This is a genomic window from Actinomadura vinacea (assembly GCF_039532545.1).
Taxonomy (GTDB): domain Bacteria; phylum Actinomycetota; class Actinomycetes; order Streptosporangiales; family Streptosporangiaceae; genus Spirillospora; species Spirillospora vinacea.
Genome location: NZ_BAAARW010000037.1, coordinates 114,283 through 130,785 on the forward strand (window position 1 = coordinate 114,283; position 16,503 = coordinate 130,785).

At 73.6% G+C, this 16,503-nt stretch carries 13 protein-coding genes; 4 read left to right on the top strand and 9 right to left on the bottom strand.

Features of this window, described 5'->3' with window-relative positions:
- Positions 1-21: 21 nt before the first annotated feature.
- Positions 22-2,691, top strand: a complete 2,670-nt coding sequence (gene polA / locus ABD340_RS39470; protein ID WP_344596247.1) for a DNA polymerase I — start codon at positions 22-24, stop codon at positions 2,689-2,691.
- A gap of 38 nt (positions 2,692-2,729) precedes the next feature.
- Here polA and ABD340_RS39475 read toward each other — a convergent pair whose 3' ends face one another.
- A complete protein-coding gene (locus ABD340_RS39475; protein ID WP_344596337.1) occupies positions 2,730-3,158 on the bottom strand; it encodes a helix-turn-helix domain-containing protein in 429 nt (142 codons plus the stop codon).
- A gap of 256 nt (positions 3,159-3,414) precedes the next feature.
- Between ABD340_RS39475 and ABD340_RS39480 the strand changes: the two genes are divergently transcribed.
- Positions 3,415-4,221 (top strand): SAM-dependent methyltransferase, encoded by an 807-nt coding sequence (locus tag ABD340_RS39480; RefSeq protein WP_344596249.1) that lies wholly within the window; start codon positions 3,415-3,417, stop codon positions 4,219-4,221.
- 14 nt (positions 4,222-4,235) lie between these two features.
- On the opposite strand, the gene ABD340_RS39485 is transcribed toward ABD340_RS39480, so the two are convergent.
- The 3 genes from ABD340_RS39485 to ABD340_RS39495 are packed head-to-tail and all read right to left on the bottom strand — an operon-like array spanning position 4,236 to position 9,817.
- Positions 4,236-5,621, bottom strand: coding sequence for an SLC13 family permease (locus tag ABD340_RS39485; protein WP_344596250.1), 1,386 nt, complete (start codon positions 5,619-5,621; stop codon positions 4,236-4,238).
- 60 nt (positions 5,622-5,681) lie between these two features.
- Entirely contained in the window at positions 5,682-8,645 is a 2,964-nt protein-coding gene (locus ABD340_RS39490; protein WP_344596251.1) for an FAD-binding and (Fe-S)-binding domain-containing protein, read from the bottom strand.
- Positions 8,642-9,817 (bottom strand): pyridoxal-phosphate-dependent aminotransferase family protein, encoded by a 1,176-nt coding sequence (locus ABD340_RS39495; RefSeq protein ID WP_344596252.1) that lies wholly within the window; start codon positions 9,815-9,817, stop codon positions 8,642-8,644. The genes ABD340_RS39490 and ABD340_RS39495 overlap by 4 nt, the downstream gene beginning before the upstream one ends.
- Before the next feature lie 91 nt (positions 9,818-9,908).
- Here ABD340_RS39495 and ABD340_RS39500 point away from each other — a divergent pair, with 91 nt between their 5' ends.
- Both ABD340_RS39500 and ABD340_RS39505 read left to right on the top strand, forming a co-directional pair.
- Positions 9,909-10,652, top strand: a complete 744-nt coding sequence (locus ABD340_RS39500; protein ID WP_344596254.1) for an IclR family transcriptional regulator — start codon at positions 9,909-9,911, stop codon at positions 10,650-10,652.
- A gap of 83 nt (positions 10,653-10,735) precedes the next feature.
- Positions 10,736-11,125 carry a DUF6221 family protein gene (locus ABD340_RS39505; protein ID WP_344596256.1) on the top strand — a complete coding sequence of 130 codons (390 nt, stop codon included), beginning with the start codon at positions 10,736-10,738 and terminating at the stop codon, positions 11,123-11,125.
- Between the two features lie 12 nt (positions 11,126-11,137).
- Here the strand turns inward: ABD340_RS39505 and ABD340_RS39510 are convergent, their stop codons facing one another.
- The 5 genes from ABD340_RS39510 to ABD340_RS39530 form a co-directional block, all read right to left on the bottom strand.
- A complete protein-coding gene (locus ABD340_RS39510; protein WP_344596258.1) occupies positions 11,138-12,070 on the bottom strand; it encodes an AEC family transporter in 933 nt (310 codons plus the stop codon).
- Between the two features lie 157 nt (positions 12,071-12,227).
- The gene (locus tag ABD340_RS39515; protein ID WP_344596259.1) at positions 12,228-12,686 is read right to left on the bottom strand and encodes a nuclear transport factor 2 family protein; all 459 of its coding nucleotides are present in this window, start codon (positions 12,684-12,686) and stop codon (positions 12,228-12,230) included.
- A gap of 140 nt (positions 12,687-12,826) precedes the next feature.
- Positions 12,827-13,708, bottom strand: coding sequence for a hypothetical protein (locus ABD340_RS39520; RefSeq protein ID WP_344596261.1), 882 nt, complete (start codon positions 13,706-13,708; stop codon positions 12,827-12,829).
- Positions 13,705-15,669: a peroxidase family protein gene (locus tag ABD340_RS39525; RefSeq protein WP_344596263.1), complete on the bottom strand. Its 1,965-nt coding sequence runs from the start codon at positions 15,667-15,669 to the stop codon at positions 13,705-13,707. Before ABD340_RS39525 ends, ABD340_RS39520 begins: the two co-directional genes overlap by 4 nt.
- Before the next feature lie 223 nt (positions 15,670-15,892).
- Entirely contained in the window at positions 15,893-16,369 is a 477-nt protein-coding gene (locus ABD340_RS39530) for a peptidoglycan-binding domain-containing protein (RefSeq protein ID WP_344596265.1), read from the bottom strand.
- Positions 16,370-16,503: the final 134 nt, after the last annotated feature.

Here is a 16,503-nt window from a genome sequence, read left to right on the forward strand (position 1 = left end):
GGCGGCTGCCAGGATGGATCCATGAGCGATCGGCCCCGCCTCCTCCTGCTGGACGGCCACTCGCTGGCCTACCGGGCGTTCTACGCGCTGCCCGTCGAGAACTTCAGCACGACCGGCGGGCAGCCGACCAACGTGATCTACGGTTTCGCCAACATGCTGGCCAACGTGCTGCGCGACGAGCGGCCCACGCACCTCGCGGTCGCGTTCGACGTCTCCCGGCAGACCTTCCGCACCGAGGCCTATCCCGAGTACAAGGCGGGCCGGGCGCGGTCGCCCGAGGAGTTCAACGACCAGCTGGAGATCCTCGACCGGCTGCTGGCGGCGATGAGCGTGCCGACGCTCCGGGTGCCCGGCTTCGAGGCCGACGACGTGATCGCCACCCTGGCCGCGGCGGCGGAGGCCGGCGGTTTCGAGGTGCTGATCAGCACCGGCGACCGGGACGTGCTCCAGCTGGTCGGCCCCGATGTCACCGTCCTGTACTACTACCGCACGGCCACCGAGATGGTTCGCTACACGCCCGAGCTGGTCGAGGAGAAGTACGGCCTGACCCCGCGGCAGTACCCCGACTTCGCGGCGCTGCGCGGCGATCCGTCCGACAACCTGCCCGGCATCCCCGGCATCGGCGAGAAGACGGCCGCCAAGTGGATCCGGGAGTACGGCTCGCTGGCCGCGCTCCTCGACCGGGCCGGCGAGGTGAAGGGCAAGGCGGGCGAGCGGCTCCGCGGCGCGCTGGACACCGTGCGGCTGAACCGCCGGCTGACCGAGCTCGTCCGCGACGTCGACCTGCCCGTCGGCGTGCACGACCTGCGGCGCGAGCCGTACGACCTGGCCGTGTTCGCCGCGCTCCTGGACGAGCTGGAGTTCCGCAATCCCAGCATCCGGCAGCGGCTCTTCGCCGCCGACCCGGGCGGTGGCACGGGCGGTGGCACGGGGGCGGAGCCGGCCGGCGAGCGAGCGGCTCGGCCGGCGCCGCTGAAGGGCCGCGAGCTCGGCCCGGGCGAGCTGCCCGGCTGGCTGAGCACCAGGGCGGGCGCCGCGGGCGAGCCGGTGGGCCTCGCCGCCGACCTCACGTGGGAGCGGGGCGAGGGCCAGATCGTCCGGGTCGCGCTGGCCACTGCCGGCGGCTACGCGGCCTGCTTCGAACCCGCCCGGCTCATCCCGTCCGACGAGCGCGCCTTCGCGGCCTGGCTCGCCGATCCGGAACGGCCCAAGGCGCTGCACGACGTCAAGTCGCTGCTGCGCGTCTTCGACGGGCGCGGGTGGCGGCCGGCGGGCGTCACCATCGACACGGCCGTGGCGGCCTACCTGCTGCTGCCCGGCTTGGCCGCGTACGGGATCGCCGACCTGTCCGCCCGCTACCTGGGCCGCCGCCCGTCCGCCGAAGGGGCCGCCGGGCTGATGCTCCGGGCCCGCGCCGTTCTGGAGCTGGCCGGCAGGTTCGCGGCCGAGCTCTCCGGCACGGGCATGGACGAGATGCTGCGCGAGGTCGAGCTGCCGCTCGCGGCCCTGCTGGCCCGCATGGAGCGCACCGGCGTCTTCGTCGACGGGGCGCTGCTGCGCGAGCTCGACGAGCGGTTCGGCGCCGCGATGGAACGCGCCGCGGACGAGGCCGCGCGGATCGCCGGCCACCCGTTCAACCCGGGCTCCACCAAGCAGCTCCAGCAGGTCCTGTTCGAGGAGCTGGGCCTGCCGAAGACCAAGAAGATCAAGTCCGGTCACTCCACCGACCTGGACGCGCTGACCTGGCTGGCCGGGCAGACCGGCAACGGGCTGCCGCAGACCCTGCTGCGCCACCGGGACCAGTCCCGGCTGCGGATGACGGTGGCCGGGCTGATCAGGGAGATCGGCGCGGACGGCCGCATCCACACCACCTTCCAGCAGACCGTCGCCGCCACCGGCCGGCTCACCTCCACCGAGCCCAACCTCCAGGTCATCCCGGTCCGCACCGAGGACGGCAGGCTCATCCGCCGGGCCTTCCTGCCCGGCCCCGGCTTCGAGTCCCTCATGACCGCCGACTACGGCCAGCTGGAGCTGCGCATCATGGCGCACCTCTCCCGCGACCCGACGCTCCTGGCGGCGTTCGCGTCCGGGGAGGACCTGCACACCACCATGGCCGCGCAGGTGTTCAAGGTGGCCCCGGACGGCGTCAGCCCGGACATGCGCCGCAAGATCAAGGCGATGTCGTACGGCCTGGCCTACGGGCTTTCGGCGTTCGGGCTGGCCAAGCAGCTGGGCGTGGCCGTGGCGGAGGCCCGGCCGCTGATGGACGCCTACTTCGCGCGGTTCGGCGGCGTGCGCGACTACCTCGGCCAGGTGGTCGAGGAGGCGCGCCGCACCGGCTACACCCGCACCGTTTTGGGCCGCCGCCGCTACCTGCCGCACCTGTCCAGCGAGAACCGGCAGCGCCGGGAGACCGCCGAGCGGATGGCGCTGAACGCCCCGATCCAGGGGTCGGCCGCCGACATCGTCAAGATCGCGATGCTGCGGGTGGCCGAGGCGCTCGCCGCGGCCGGGCTGCGGACCCGGCCGCTGCTGCAGGTGCATGACGAGATCGTGCTCGAGGTGGCGCCGGGCGAGCGTGACCTGGCGGCCGAGCTGGTGCGCGACCGCATGACCACCGCCTACCCGGTCAGCGTGGGGCTGGAGGTGGCCATCGGCACCGGCGCCGACTGGAACGCCGCCGCCCACTGACCGGCGACCGGGTCAGACGACCGGGTCAGGCGACCGGGTCAGGGGTCCTCCGGGGGAGGCGGGGCCAGCCCTTCGAGCCTGCGCACCTGGTCGATGATGGTGTGCACCGCCTCCAGGCCGGTCTGCGAGAGCCCGGCAGCGCGCAGCGCCACGCCGCGCACCCCGATGTCGCGGAGCGCCGCGAGCGCGGTGAGCTCCTGGTCCACCCGCCGGGTCGTCTCCTCGTCGAAGAAGTAGGCGGGCGGGACGCCGAAGAACCGCGCCAGCGCTTCGAGGTGCTTCAGCGTCGGGTTGTCGCGCTCGCCTCTGCGCAGCAGCGACAGGTAATGGGCGGAGATGTCGGTGCCCGCGTCGCGGATGCCCGCCGCGACCTCCTGGTTGGTGTACGGGCCGCGGCCCGGCGGGACGATCGTGGCGAACAGGTGGTTCAGCCGGTCGGCGAGCGTCGCCCCAGGCGACGGGCCCATCGTGTCCACGCTCGCTCCTTCCCGCCCGGCCGGTCCGATCCTGTTCGGGCCTGGCGATGCTCTCGTTCGGCCCGGCGATATCGTGGTCGAGCCCGGCGTGCAGTGAAGCGACGCCAGTCTATGCCGCACCACGGTCCGTTCCGCAACTGTTGTTGCGAGGTTTTCGCGCAGCGGCAATATGAGTTGACTAACCCGTGGTTCCGGTGATTGTGTCGGTGATGTCCCGACAAGCGACGGCACGGGGGAGGAGGCCGCGATGCCCGAGGCCGCGTTCGAGGCCGTCACCGGCTTCGACGCCCTGCGTCCCAGCTCCGCCCGCATCTACGACTACTTCTTGTCGGGCAAGGACAACTACTCGGCCGACCGGAGCCTGGCCGAGCGGCTGAGGCGCGCGGCCCCCGGCATCCGCGTGCTCGCCAGGGCGAACCGGGACTTCCTCGCCCGCGCCGTTCGGATGCTGTCCGCCGAGGCCGGGATCGACCAGTTCCTCGACATCGGCTGCGGGCTGCCGGGTCGCGAGAACGTGCACGAGATCGCCCACCGCGAGGCCCCCGGCTGCCGGGTCGCCTACGTCGACAGTGACCCGATGGTGGTCGCGCACGCCCAGGCCCTGATGGCCTCGGGCGGCGAGACCACCGCGTTCCAGGCCGACCTGCGGGCGCCGGAGACGATCCTGCACGATCGCAGGCTGCGCGCGGTGGTCGACCTGGAGCGCCCCGTGGCCGTGCTCATGACCGCGGTCCTGCACCACCTGTCCGACGACGAGGACCCGCACGGCGCCGTCGCCCGGATCCGCGACGCGCTGCCGCCCGGCAGCCACGTCGTCCTCTCCCATGCCGAGGTGACGCCCGCCCTCAGGCGCGCCGCCGCGCTGCACGCCTGCGCCGACGCCCCGTTCGTGCCGCGGACCCCCGACCGCGTCGCCCGGTTCTTCGACGGCATGGAACCGCTGGCGCCGGGCCTGGTCCGGGCGCCCCGGTGGAGGCCGGACACCTGCGGTGCCCGCCTCACCGGGGCCGGCCGCGTCGCGCTGCTGGCCGGGATCGCCAGAATCCCCGCCTGACCGGACGCGCCGGTTCAGCCGAGCCACCCCGGCGCGACGAGGACGAGCCAGGCGGCGGGCGGGGCGATCAGGGTGACGGCCGTGCCGTACTGGAACAGCCGGCGGTAGAACAGGTCGCGTTCCATGCCGCGCACGTTGGCGACCAGCAGCGCCCCGGTGGTGGAGAACGGGCTGACGTCGACGATGGCCGAGGAGATGGCCAGCGCGGCGACCACCCCGGCCACCCCGATCTCGCCGCTGAGCAGGAACGGCACGGCCAGCGGGATCAGCGCGCCGAGGATGCCCACGGTGGAGGCGAACGCCGAGACCACCCCGCCGAGGTAGCAGATCAGCAGCGCGGCCAGCAGCGGCGCCCCGATGCCCGCGATGGCGTCGCCGACGTAGTCGATGGTGCCCATCTCCTCCAGGACCCCGACGTAGGTGACCACCCCGCCGATGAGCAGCACGGTCGGCCAGGCGATCTTCTCGACCGCGCCGCGGTGCGCGTCCGGGGACGTGATCGCCAGGACGACGGCGACCGTGATGGCCACCAGCCCGACGTCGAGGTCGAAGGCGAGCGCCGCGACGCACAGGACGAGGATCCCGGCGAGGGTGAGGATCTGGTGCGGGGTCAGCCGCAGGTCGCCGGCGGCGGGCCCGGATTCCCCGGATCCGGCCGGTTCGGTCGCGGTGGCCGCGGGCGCCTTCTCCGCGGCCTTCTCCGTGGCCGGATCCGTGGTCGGCTCCGGGCCCGCGGGCTCCTTTCCGTCCGGTGCTTCGTCCCCGTCCGTGCCGGCGGGCCGGGTGTGGCGGCGGTGCAGGAGGGCGATGCCGCCGAAGAGGACGAACGCGATCGCGGCGGCCGCGACGTTGAACAGGAAGCTGCCCAGGAACAGCGCGAGGTCGTTGCCGGGCAGCTTCTCCTTGTCGAGGACGCCGTTGACGATGCCGCCCAGGACGCTGATCGGGGAGAACGCTCCGGCGTTCGTCCCGTGCGCGACCAGGACGCCGATGAGCATCGCGTTGATGCCGTACTCGGCGGCGAACCCGAACGCGATCGGCGCCAGGATCGCCGCCACCGCCGGCGCGGGCGCGCCGATGGCGGTGAACAGCGCGGCCAGCAGGAACATCACGATCGGGATGGCGACGATCCGGCCGCGGACCGCCCGCACCGACGCGCGCACCAGCCAGTCGACGGTGCCGTTGTTGGTCGCGATCGCGAACAGGTAGGTGACCCCGACGAGGATCACGAACAGCCCGCCGGGGAAGGCGCTGACGATGTCGTCCTCGGACATCCCGGCGACCAGGGTGCCGACGAGGAACGCGCCGGCCAGTGCCAGCGCGCCCAGATTGATCGGGAGAAGGGTGCCGATGACGAACATGATCACCAGCGCGAGGATGGATACGTGCTCGGCGGACACGGGCGTGTCTCCGTTCTCCCCCGAGCTTCATGTGGGCGGGCCTGCGGCCGGCAGCGCCGGTCAGGGCGGGGTCATGGCACGGCGGACGAGTTCGACGGGGTGGACGGCGGGGCGGCCGGAGCCGTGCGCGATCTGCTGGCGGCAGGACACCCCGGTGGCGGCGATCAGCGTGTCCGGCGGTTCGGCGCCGATCGCCGGGAACAGCCGCAGGCCGCCGATCCGCATGGACAGGTCGTAGTGCTCGGACTCGAACCCGAACGACCCGGCCATCCCGCAGCAGCCGGCGTCCAGCTCGCTGACGTCGGCGCCGGGGAGGCGTTCCAGGAGCGCCCGGGTGGACGCGGTGCCGGTGACGGCCTTCTCATGGCAGTGGCCGTGGAACAGGATCCGGCGGCCGCCGGTCGCGGCCTCCGGGTCCAGGACGAGCGAGCCGTCATCGATCGCCTCGACCAGGAGGTCCGGCACGAGCCGCGCGGCGTCGGCCACCGCGCGCACGCGCTCGTCGCCGGGCAGCAGCGCGGCGTACTCGTCCCGCAGCGTCAGCAGGCAGGACGGCTCGACGCCGACGATGGGGACGCCGCGCGCCGCCGCCGGCGCGAGCCGTTCCACCATGGCGGCGGCCTGCCCGCGGGCCTGGTCCAGCAGTCCCTTGGACAGCGCGGGACGGCCGCAGCAGCCCTGGCCGTACAGCCGGACCCGCCAGCCCGCCGTCTCGAGCAGCTCGACCGCGGCGCGCCCGACCGCGGGCTCGGTGTAGGCGGTGAACGAGTCGGCCAGCAGGATCAGGTCGCCGCGCGGGAACGGGCCCGGGGGCGCGGCCCGCCGGTTGAACCAGCGGATCAGGGTGTCGTGGCGGAAGCGCGGCAGCGGCCGGTGCCTGCTGATCCCGAGCCGGCGGTCCAGCACGGCGCGTGCGGCGCCCATGCGGCCGGGCAGGTTGGACAGCGGGGCCAGCGCCGCGCCGAGCCGGTTGAGCGCGCGGATCGAACCGAACGCGCGGGAGCGCAGGGGCGTCCCGTGCGCGGCCTGGTAATGGTGCAGCGCCTCGCTCTTCAGCGCCGCCATGTCGACGCCGAGCGGGCACTCGGACTTGCACGCCTTGCACTCCAGGCACAGGTCGAGCACCTCGTGCAGCCGCTCGTCCCCCAGAGCGGCCGCGGGATCCGGCTCCGACAGGGCCTTGACCAGCGCGTTCGCGCGGCCTCGCGTGGAGTGCTCCTCCTCGCGGGTGGCCATGTACGAGGGGCACATCACCCCGGCGCCGTCCTTGCGGCAGACGCCGATGTTCTGGCAGCGGTCCGCGGCGTCCCGCATCCCGCCGGCCTCGAACTCGAGCCGGGTGGTCAGCGGCACGGCGACCGGGAGCGCGCGGTCGCGCAGGTTCTCGGTCATCGGCGGCGCGTCGACGACCTTGCCGGGGTTGAGCCGGCCGGCGGGGTCGAACAGCCGCTTGACCGCGCGCATGTCCTCGTACAGCTCCGCGCCGAACAGCTCCCGGTTGAACTCCGAGCGGGCCAGCCCGTCGCCGTGCTCGCTGGAGTTGACGCCGCCGTACCGGGCCACCAGCTCGGCGATCTCGCCGGCGACCGCGCGCATCGCCTCGACCTGGCCGGGCGCCCGCACGTCGACGAACGGCCGGATGTGCAGGCAGCCGACCGAGCAGTGGCCGTAGAAGCCGGCGTGCAGCCCGTGCCGGTACAGGATCTCGGAGAACTCCCGGACGTAGGGTTCGAGCCGCTCCGGCGGCACGGCGGTGTCCTCGACGAAGGCCAGCGGCCTGCGGGTGCCGACGCTGGAGGCCATGAGCAGGCCGAGACCGGCCTTGCGGACCTTGCGCACGGCGGCCTGCACGTCCGGGGTCAGGGCGCGGAGCGTGTGGTAGCCGTGCCCGCCGCGGCGCCAGCTCGCCGCGAGCCGGTCGACCTGCGCGGCGACCTGCCCCGGCTCGTCGCCGAAGAACTCCACGAACAGCAGGGCCTGCGGCGTACCCTCCAGGACGCCGGAGAGCCCGGCGTACTCGACCCGTTCGCGCGACAGCCGCAGGATCGCGTCGTCCATGAGCTCGACGGACGCCGCGTCGAGGGCGAGCGCGTCGCCGGTGGCGGCGATCGCCGCCGGGGTCGAGTCGAAATGGCCGACCGCGATGGCGCGGGCCCGCGGCCGGGCCACCAGGTCGACCTCCGCCTCGGTCACCACCGCGAGGGTGCCCTCGGATCCGACGATCAGCTTGGCGGGGTCGAGCCGGCCGCCGTCGGCGGTGCGGTCCAGGGCCCGGTCGAGCCGGTACCCGCCGGAGTGCCGCCAGTACGGCGGGAAACCGCCCTGCCTGTCCGCGCTCTTCTCCAGCAGGCCGGGCAGCTCGCGGTGGAGGCGTCCGGCCAGGCCGCCCGCGCGGCCGCGGCGGCGCGCCTCGTCCAGCGCGACCGGCTCGAGCCGCGCCTGCGTCGCGTCCGACAGCACCACCTCGAGCCGCTGGACATGATCGATGGTGGAACCGTACAGCACCGAGTGGCTGCCCGCCGAGTTGTTGCCGATCATCCCGCCGATGGTGGCGCGGTCGCTGGTGGAGGTGTCCGGCCCGAACACCAGCCCGGCGTCGGCGACGGCCCGGTTGAGCTGGTCCTGGACGACGCCCGGCTGCACCCGGGCCCGCCGCGCCCCGGCGTCGACGTCCAGGATCCGGTTCATGTGCCGGGAGCAGTCGAACACGATCGCCCGCCCGACCGCCTGCCCGGCCAGGCTGGTGCCGCCGCCGCGCGGCAGCACGGGGACGCCCAGCCGCCCGGCGGTCTCGACGATCGCGGCGATGTCGGCGGCGTGCCGGGGGAACGCGACGGCCAGCGGCTCGATGGCGTACATGCTCGCGTCGCCGGAGTAGAGGTGCCGGGTGTAGTCGTCGATCCGGACCGTGCCCTCCATGACGGGCGCGAGCGCCGCGCGGATGGCCTCCGAGTCGGCCGCGGAGTCGGCTGCGGAGTCGGCCGCTGGGCCGGGCGCGGGGCCGGACGGGGGTCGCGGGGTCATGACGCCTCCAGGCTCGCCAGGGCGGCCTGCACGCCGCCGCGCTCGATCGGCACGCCGGCCGCGGCGAGGCCCATCTCCACCCCGCACAGCGTCCCGGCCAGCGAGATGTCGTCGAAGTGGCCGAGGTGCCCGATGCGGAACACCCGTCCGGCGAGCCTGCCGAGCCCGGTGCCGAGCGACATGTCGAAGCGCTCCAGGACGATCCTGCGGACCTTGTCGGCATCGTGGGGCTCGGGCAGCAGCACCGCGGTGAGCGAGCTGGAGTACTCGCGCGGATCGGCGCAAAGGATCTCCAGGCCCCAGCCGCGCACCGCGCGCCGGGTCGCCTCGGCGTGCCGGTCGTGCCTGGCGAACACCGCGGGGAGCCCCTCCTCCTCCAGGAGCGCGAGGGCCTCGCGCAGGCCGTAGAGCAGGTTGGTCGGCGGCGTGTACGGGAAGTAGCCGTCGCGGTTGGCGTTCAGGATCGGGCCCCAGTCCCAGTACGAGCGGGGCAGCCGGGCCGACCGGGCGGCCTCCAGGGCCTTCTCGCTCACGGCGTTGAAGCCCAGCCCGGGCGGGAGCATGAGCCCCTTCTGGGAGCAGCCCACCGTCACATCGACGCCCCACTCGTCGTGCCGGTGGTCCATCGACGCCAGCGAGGAGATGGTGTCGACGAGCAGCAGCGCCGGATGCCGGACCCGGTCCAGCGCGGCGCGGATCTCCGCGACCCGGCTGCGGACCCCGGTGGAGGTCTCGTTGTGGACGACCATTACCGCCGCGAACGCGGGTTCGGAGGAGCCCGCGGCCAGGTCGGCGGTCAGCCGCTCGGCGATCGCGTCCGGATCGGCGCCGTGCCGCCAGTCGCCGGGCAGGAACTCCACGCGCAGGCCGAGCTTCTCGGCCATGTCCCGCCAGAGCGTGGCGAAGTGGCCGGTCTCGCAGGCCAGCACGCGGTCACCGGGGGAGAGGGTGTTGACCAGGGCCGCCTCCCACGCCCCGGTGCCCGAGGACGGATAGACGATCACCGGTCCGCGGGTGGCGAACACCGTCTTGAGCCGTTCCAGCAGGTCGAGCGCCAGCGCGGCGAACTCCGGGCCGCGGTGGTCGATCGTGGGCGCCGCGAGCGCGCGCAGCACCCGGTCGGGGACGTTGGTCGGTCCGGGGATCTGCAGATGATGCCGCCCACCGGGCACGCTGTTCGCCTCCTCGCTGTACCGTTATACGGCACATGTTCCGTGTAGAGGTACGCGGATCGTAGAATCGGAAGTTCCCGGGAGTCAATGCATGCAGAACGTTGTGAACGCCCTGCGGGTCCTGGAAGAGGTGGCGGTGCGGCAGCCCGTCGGCGTCGGCGAGCTGGCCCGCGTCCTGGGCCTGCCCAAGAGCACCGTCCAGCGCGCACTGCGGACGCTCGACACCGCCGGGTGGATCCGTCCCGCCGGCGGAGAGGTCACCCGCTGGGTGCTGACCGCCAAGGCGCTCCACGTCGGGCGGCACGCCAGCGGCGAGCTGAGCCTGCGCGACGTCGCCGTCCCGGTGATGGAGGACCTGCGCCGGCGCACCGAGGAGACGATCCACCTGGCCGTGCCCGAGGGCGACAGCGCCGTGCTGATCGAGCGGCTCGAGACGCCCAAGGTGGTGCGGATCATCCTGCCGCTGGGCAAGGCGCTGCCGGTGCACGCCTCCGCCAACGGCAAGGCGATCCTGGCGAACAGCCCGCCCGAAGTGATCGAACGGCACCTCGGGCACGGGCTGCCCCGCCACACCGGGACCACCGTCACCGACCCTCAGTCGCTGCGCGCCGAACTGGCGCTGATCCGCGAGCGCGGGTACGCGACCAACGGCGGCGAGTGGCGCGAGGACATCGCCGCCGTCGCCGCGGCCGTGCTCGGCCAGGGCGGCCGGCCCGTCGCCGGGCTGAGCATCTCCGTCCCGGCGATGCGCATGACCGAGGAGCGCTACCCCGAGTACGGACGCCTGGTCGTCGAAGCCGCGGCCACCCTCGCCGACCGCCTCGCGGCGCGCTGATCGGCCGTCCGGGAGGTGACCGATGAGTCGTTTCATTCCCGGTTCGGGTCCTTCGCGCCGCCGCAGCGGGCAGTATGGCCCCCATGGACCTGGTGGAGTTCCTCAGAGCGCGGCTGGCCAAGGACGAGCAGATCGCACGTGCCTGCGACGGCGCGTCCTGGGCGGCCTCGCCCTCCGGGACGGTCCACCTCGACACGCCCGACGGCGGCCCGTCCGAGCCCAGGTTCGTGGCGTCGGTGGAGAACGGTGCCTGCGCCGAGCACATCGCCCGGTACGACCCCGCCCGCGCGCTGCTGGAGGTCGCCGCCCGGCGGCGGATCATCGACGACTACGAGAAGGGCGCCTGGGTGCTGGAGCAGGGCCACCGCACCGAGGCGGGCGAGGCGGCCCACGCCGCCCGCCTCGAGACGCTGCGGCTGCTCGCGCTCGCCTACGCGCAGCACCCCGAGTTCCGGCCGGAGTGGCGTCCCTGAACGGGACGGGCGTCAGGCCAGCAGGCCGCCGAGCGCGATCATGACCGGGATCGACAGCAGCGTGCTGACCAGGACGGCGCCGCGGGCCAGCCGGGTGGCCGTGCGGTAGTGCGTCGCGTACACGTAGATGTTCTGCGCCGTGGGCAGGGCGGCGAACAGCGTCGAGGCCAGCAGCGCCGTGCCGTCGAGGCCCAGCGCGAACCGTCCCACGAGGTAGGCGGCGGCGGGCTGGAGGAAGATCTTCAGGAATACGGCCAGTGCGACGTCGCGGCCGGCGCCGTCCTCCTCATCGGTGCGCCGCGGTCCGCTGAGGCTCAGCCCGTAGGCGATGAGCGCGACCGGCACCGCCGCCCCCGCCACCAGCTCCACCGGCCGCATCAGCACGGCCGGCGGGTGCAGGCCCGCCACCGCGATGGCCAGGCCCGCCAGCGAGGCGACGCTCAGCGGGTTGCGCAGCGGCCGCAGCAGCGCCGCGCGCACCGCGCGGCCGCGCCCGCCCTGACCGCCCCCGCCGTCCAGGACCAGGAACGCCGCGGGTGTCATCACCAGCAGCTGGAGCAGCAGGATCGGCGCGATCAGCGCGCCGTCGTCCAGGACGTACACGCTGACCGCCATGCCGACGTTGCCGGCGTTGCCGTACGACGCGGCCAGCAGTCCGATGGTCGTCTCGGACCGGGAGCGCCGCCAGATCCAGCGCGCCACCGCGACGTACACCGCCTGGGCGGCCAGCGCCCCGGCGACATAGGTCGGCAGCACCGGCGAGAAGATCGATCCCAGGTCGGCGGTGGCCACCGTGGTGAACATCAGCGCGGGCGTGGCGACGAAGAACGCCAGCCGCGAAAGGACCAGCTCGTCCTGCCCGCGCAGCACCCCGGCCACGCCGACCAGGTAGCCCAGGACCGCGACCGACACCAGCGTTGCGAACGCCGCGACGACTGCCGACAAGGCGCCGGCCCGCTCAGGTCCGTGCCATGGATCGTTCCATGGCCGCGCCCGGGATGAGGATGACGTCTCCTGGATCTGTGTGAAATGTACGGATCGGTAGGAGATTAGTCCCCGCACCGCGAGCGCCCGCGCGGCGGGTGGCGCCGACCGGCCGTCACTAGGGGATCATCACGGAGTCCGGGGCCCGGCCGTCCACGCCGACCAGGCGCCGCTCGAACAGCCACCGGTCGCCGACCGGCACCAGGGTGTCGCGGTAGCGGCCCCAGTGGTCCGGACCGTGCGCGTTCATCGCCAGGAAGTACGCGGACGTACGGGCGCGGTGCGGAGTGATCTCCTCGAACCGCAGATTGGCCACGAAGTGCCGGATGACGCCGGGCCGCCCCTGGTGGCCCGGCGCCGAACCGCGCTCCACCGCGTCCGACAGCATCTCCGCGATCGCGTCCCGGCCGAGGTGGGTTCCGCCGCCGCGGATCTCCAGCACTCCGTCCTCGGTGAAGGTCGCGGCCAACTCCCCGATCCGGCCCCGGTCGCCGGCGTGGGTGTAGGCGGCCAGCGTGTCGCGGACGCGCTCGCGCGCCACCAGCTCCCAGGTCTGCACCGGACCTCCGAAGATCATGCGGGAGGGAAGAGCGTACTTCGCCGCGGTACAGGACGAGGCGGTGGCCCCAGGGGACGGAACCCGCGAATCCCCGGGGCGCGGGGACGCGCGCCGGACGGAGTTCTCGCGATGGCCCGGTTCGGGTGAATCGCGTCCGATCAGCCCCGGGAAACGGCTTCGCCGATGGGGCGGGCGACCTCGGCATGTCCCAGGTAGCGGTCGATGGCATGCGGCCGGTCGCCGTTCTCCACCTGGACGTCCCGTAGCGGTTCGCCGTACATCGGGCGCAGCGGGTGGCCCAGCGCGACGATGTCGTTGACGTCGTAGGCGCTGACCCACTCGACCGTGGGGCCCGGATGCCGGGCACCGGGCGGGTTCATGTTGCGCTGCACGGCCTCCAACCCGAGCGGGGAGCCCGCGGTGATCCAGGCCAGCGTCCGGCTGCGCAGGCCCGCGTCGTCGAGCAGGTCGCGGCCGACCACCGTGCCGAGACTGTGCGTGACCAGCACCACCGGCCCGTTCGGGGGCAGGCCGGCGCGGACGGCGGCCAGCACCTCGGCGCGGCCGCGGGTGAGGTAGACGGCGACGTCCCGCAGATGCGCGCTGATGATCTCCTGGTCCACCCGGGTGCGCCGGGCGAGGTCCACCAGGACCCGGCGGGCCAGGTCCCAGGACAGCAGCCGGTCGGGCGTCCACATCCGGGCCTCGGGTCCGGCCGTGTCGAGGGACGCGACGGCGGCCATGTCGGCCAGCAGGCTCCGCTCGGTCTCGCCCACGTCGGCGGGCAGCTCCGGGTGCAGCGGCCCGGGGGCGCCGGGGCCGTCGGGCAGCACCTCCAGCCGCGGCGGCTGCGAGAGCCGGGCCGTGATCTCGTAGAGGACGTTGCCGTAGTGCGGCAGCACCACCTGCTCGGGCCGGATCGTCGCCAGGCCCGCCTTCGTGAGCCCCGCGTTGAGGCCCGCCACCCATTCGAGCGCCAGGGCGGCGGGATCGCGGAACTCCTGGGCCCGGCCGTGCACGAAAACGATCGTGGGCGTCATGATGCCGCCCCGTTCGTCACGAAGGTCCACGGCGTGAACGCGTTGGACCGCCCGGCGAGCGCGGGCCGCAGCGCCGGGTAGTGCCGCAGCAGCACCGTCGACATGGTGTTGTCCGCCACCCAGGCCAGGCCCTCCGGCGTGTAGACCTCCGGCCGGTACGCCTCGGTGAGGAACCGGTCGGCGGAGAGGCGGCGGGTGGCCATCAGCAGGAAGACGCGGAAGGCGGTGTCGCTGACGGCGAACCCGCGGGGCCGCCGCTCGGCGTACATGCCGACCATGAGGTCGACGCGTTCGATGTCGCCGCCGTAGACCTCCGCCATCTCGCGCGCGGCCACCGGGTCGCCGGTGAGCTGCCGGAAGCCGCGGGCCGGCGGCAGCCGCAGCAGCCGGCGGAAGGCGTTGTAGCGCGGGACGCCCAGCTCCCTGGTGCGCAGGATGTCGGTCGCGGCCAGGTCCTGCATTCTGCCGTCCGGACGTTCGAACTCCTGCAGGAACCGCGGGAAGTTGTGCAGGGTGACCAGGCCGGGCCACATCGTGCCGAAGGAGTACAGCAGGTTCGCGATCCCGTGCCGGCGCGCGACGTCGAGCGCCGCGGGGCCGGTCAGTTCGCGCAGGGTGGCGGCCTCCGGGTCCGGGCCGTACCCGCCCTCGACGTCGAGCGAGCGCAGCGCGAAGTCGTCCGGGACGAGCGGATGCATCCGGTACACCGCGGCGAACTCCTCGGTGAGCGCGAACGGGACGCCGTCGAGCCGGGTACGCGACCCCGGGATGCCGCTGATGAGGGCGCCGTCGCCGATCCGGCCGAACAGCCGGCGGGCGTGCTCGCCCGCCAGGCCCCACCAGTTGGCGCGCAGGCCCGCCCGGGTGGCCGGATGGCCGAAGACCGCGGGCGTCCACTCGACGGTGTGGATCTTGGCGATCAGCGCCGCGTTGATCAGCCGCGCGCGCTGGAACAGCTCCTCGTCGGACCAGGTGGGGTGCTCGGCGCGGAGCCGGTCGCAGATCGCGTTGTGCTCGAGGGTGAACAGCGTCTGCATCATCAGGATGCCGGCCCAGAAGCCGGGGACGCGCGCGACGTCCGCGGCGGCGTCCGCGGGCCACCCGGGCAGGCCCTCGGGCGTCACGCGAAGCCTGCCGTCCCGGCCCGAGCGGACCTGCCGCTGCCACCGGAGGTCCGAGCCGTAGATCTGCGAGGCGTCCCACCAGTGGGTTTCGGTGTTCGCCCAGGTCGGCGGGCGGGAACCGGGCGGCATGGTCGGGTCCGGCCGGGTCCGCGGCACCGTCATCGGCCGTGCCGGCCACGGGTCGTCGGCGGCCAGCGGGATGTGCCAGGGATCCTCCCGCGGGCCGGTGCCGTGGCTGAACCAGTCCCGGACCATGAACTGGAGCCAGGCGCTGACCAGCGTGTTCACCGATGTGGCGGGGATCAGTTCGGCCCGGGTCAGCAACCGCCGGCTGATCTCGCGCGGGCTCGGCGACAGCATCAGGGCCGGCGGCTCCGGGACGGTCGCCCGGTGCGGGACGTTACGGCCGAACCGCGTTCCGGCCATGCCCATCCGCGGGCTGTCCTGGGCGTTGTAGGCGCCGTCGGCGGAGCGGGACGCCCGGTCGGCGGGCGCGGGCGGGCGCAGCGGGGGACGGCCCGTGGAGGGCAGCTCCTCGGTGTCGAAGAGGTTCTTCTGGCGCAGCACGTCCCGGAGCCCGGTCAGCACCAGCAGCCCGAGCGGCGCCGGCAGGCGGTGCCAGCCGATCGTGCGGTCCAGCAGCAGGGCGCCGCCCTGGTGGAGCCGTGCGAGCGCCGAACGGCCCCGGGCCCGTCGCGACGGCACCGCCCGCCGTCGCGTCCGGACGCGGGTCGGCGCGGGCCGTGCGCGTTCCGCGGTTCCGGCCATGGTGATCACCTCCTCGTGCGGGACCGCCCCGTCGGCATCGCGGTCGTCCCGATTCCCTGTTCCGAACATTTATCGGCGCAGGGTAAAGCCCGCAACCCGGCTCCGGTGAAATCCGGCGAAATGGCCGGAAAGAGCGTTGCTGCGGGCCGTGCCGTCGCACAGCGCCCCGACGATTTATTTCATGACACAGGGGAAATATAAACTTCTATCGCCATCGGATCGGGTGAGGCCTCGCGGGGCCGGCGAACGGCCGGAGACCGTGCCGCGGCCCCGCGCGGCGGCGGAGCGGCGCTCAGACCGTCACGGGCACCCGCTCCAGCCAGGCGGCGTCCCAGGTCTCGTGGTCGACGCGCCCGGTCACGGGCAGCCCCTTGAACGCCTGCAGCGCGTTGCAGGCGCTCTCGGTCTTGGGGCCGAAGACGCCGTCGGCCTCGAGGGGCCAGCCGCGGCTGTCCACCTGGCGCTGCCAGGTGCGGACGTGCTCACCGCTCGAGCCCTTCTGCAGGACCTCGCTGGGCGCGGGCGGCGGCATCGTGCTGGGCGCCTCCCAGGTGGCCTTCCAGGTGTTCGGGCCGACGATGCCGTCGACGGGGAGCCCGTGCTCGCGCTGGAAGTTCTTGCAGAGCCGCTGGCTGATCGGGCCGTAGTCGCCGTCGGCGGTGATGTTCCAGCCGCGTTCGCGCATCTGCGTCTGCCACCGCCTGACATTGGGGCCGCTCGTGATGGGCGGGAACTTCATCAGCGGTGGTTGGAACGGTGGGGCCGACATGGCGCCTCCTCACGGAATCGAGCCGGTTCCTTTCCCTTCCAGCCAAGCATCGGCGGGGTTTAGGAAAAACCAATGAGGGGCACTTCGGGGGCTCGCTTGACGGCCAATGCAATCACCGCCAAAATCGTCGCGTT

Excerpts from the sequence above, each read along its gene's own strand:
- ABD340_RS39525 (WP_344596263.1), bottom strand. The coding sequence starts at position 15,669 with ATGTTCGGAACAGGGAATCGGGACGACCGCGATGCCGACGGGGCGGTC.
- ABD340_RS39475 (WP_344596337.1), bottom strand. The coding sequence starts at position 3,158 with ATGGGCCCGTCGCCTGGGGCGACGCTCGCCGACCGGCTGAACCACCTG.
- ABD340_RS39515 (WP_344596259.1), bottom strand. The coding sequence starts at position 12,686 with ATGATCTTCGGAGGTCCGGTGCAGACCTGGGAGCTGGTGGCGCGCGAG.
- ABD340_RS39480 (WP_344596249.1), top strand. The coding sequence starts at position 3,415 with ATGCCCGAGGCCGCGTTCGAGGCCGTCACCGGCTTCGACGCCCTGCGT.
- ABD340_RS39530 (WP_344596265.1), bottom strand. The coding sequence starts at position 16,369 with ATGTCGGCCCCACCGTTCCAACCACCGCTGATGAAGTTCCCGCCCATC.
- ABD340_RS39505 (WP_344596256.1), top strand. The coding sequence starts at position 10,736 with ATGGACCTGGTGGAGTTCCTCAGAGCGCGGCTGGCCAAGGACGAGCAG.
- polA (WP_344596247.1), top strand. The coding sequence starts at position 22 with ATGAGCGATCGGCCCCGCCTCCTCCTGCTGGACGGCCACTCGCTGGCC.
- ABD340_RS39490 (WP_344596251.1), bottom strand. The coding sequence starts at position 8,645 with ATGACCCCGCGACCCCCGTCCGGCCCCGCGCCCGGCCCAGCGGCCGAC.
- ABD340_RS39500 (WP_344596254.1), top strand. The coding sequence starts at position 9,909 with ATGCAGAACGTTGTGAACGCCCTGCGGGTCCTGGAAGAGGTGGCGGTG.
- ABD340_RS39520 (WP_344596261.1), bottom strand. The coding sequence starts at position 13,708 with ATGACGCCCACGATCGTTTTCGTGCACGGCCGGGCCCAGGAGTTCCGC.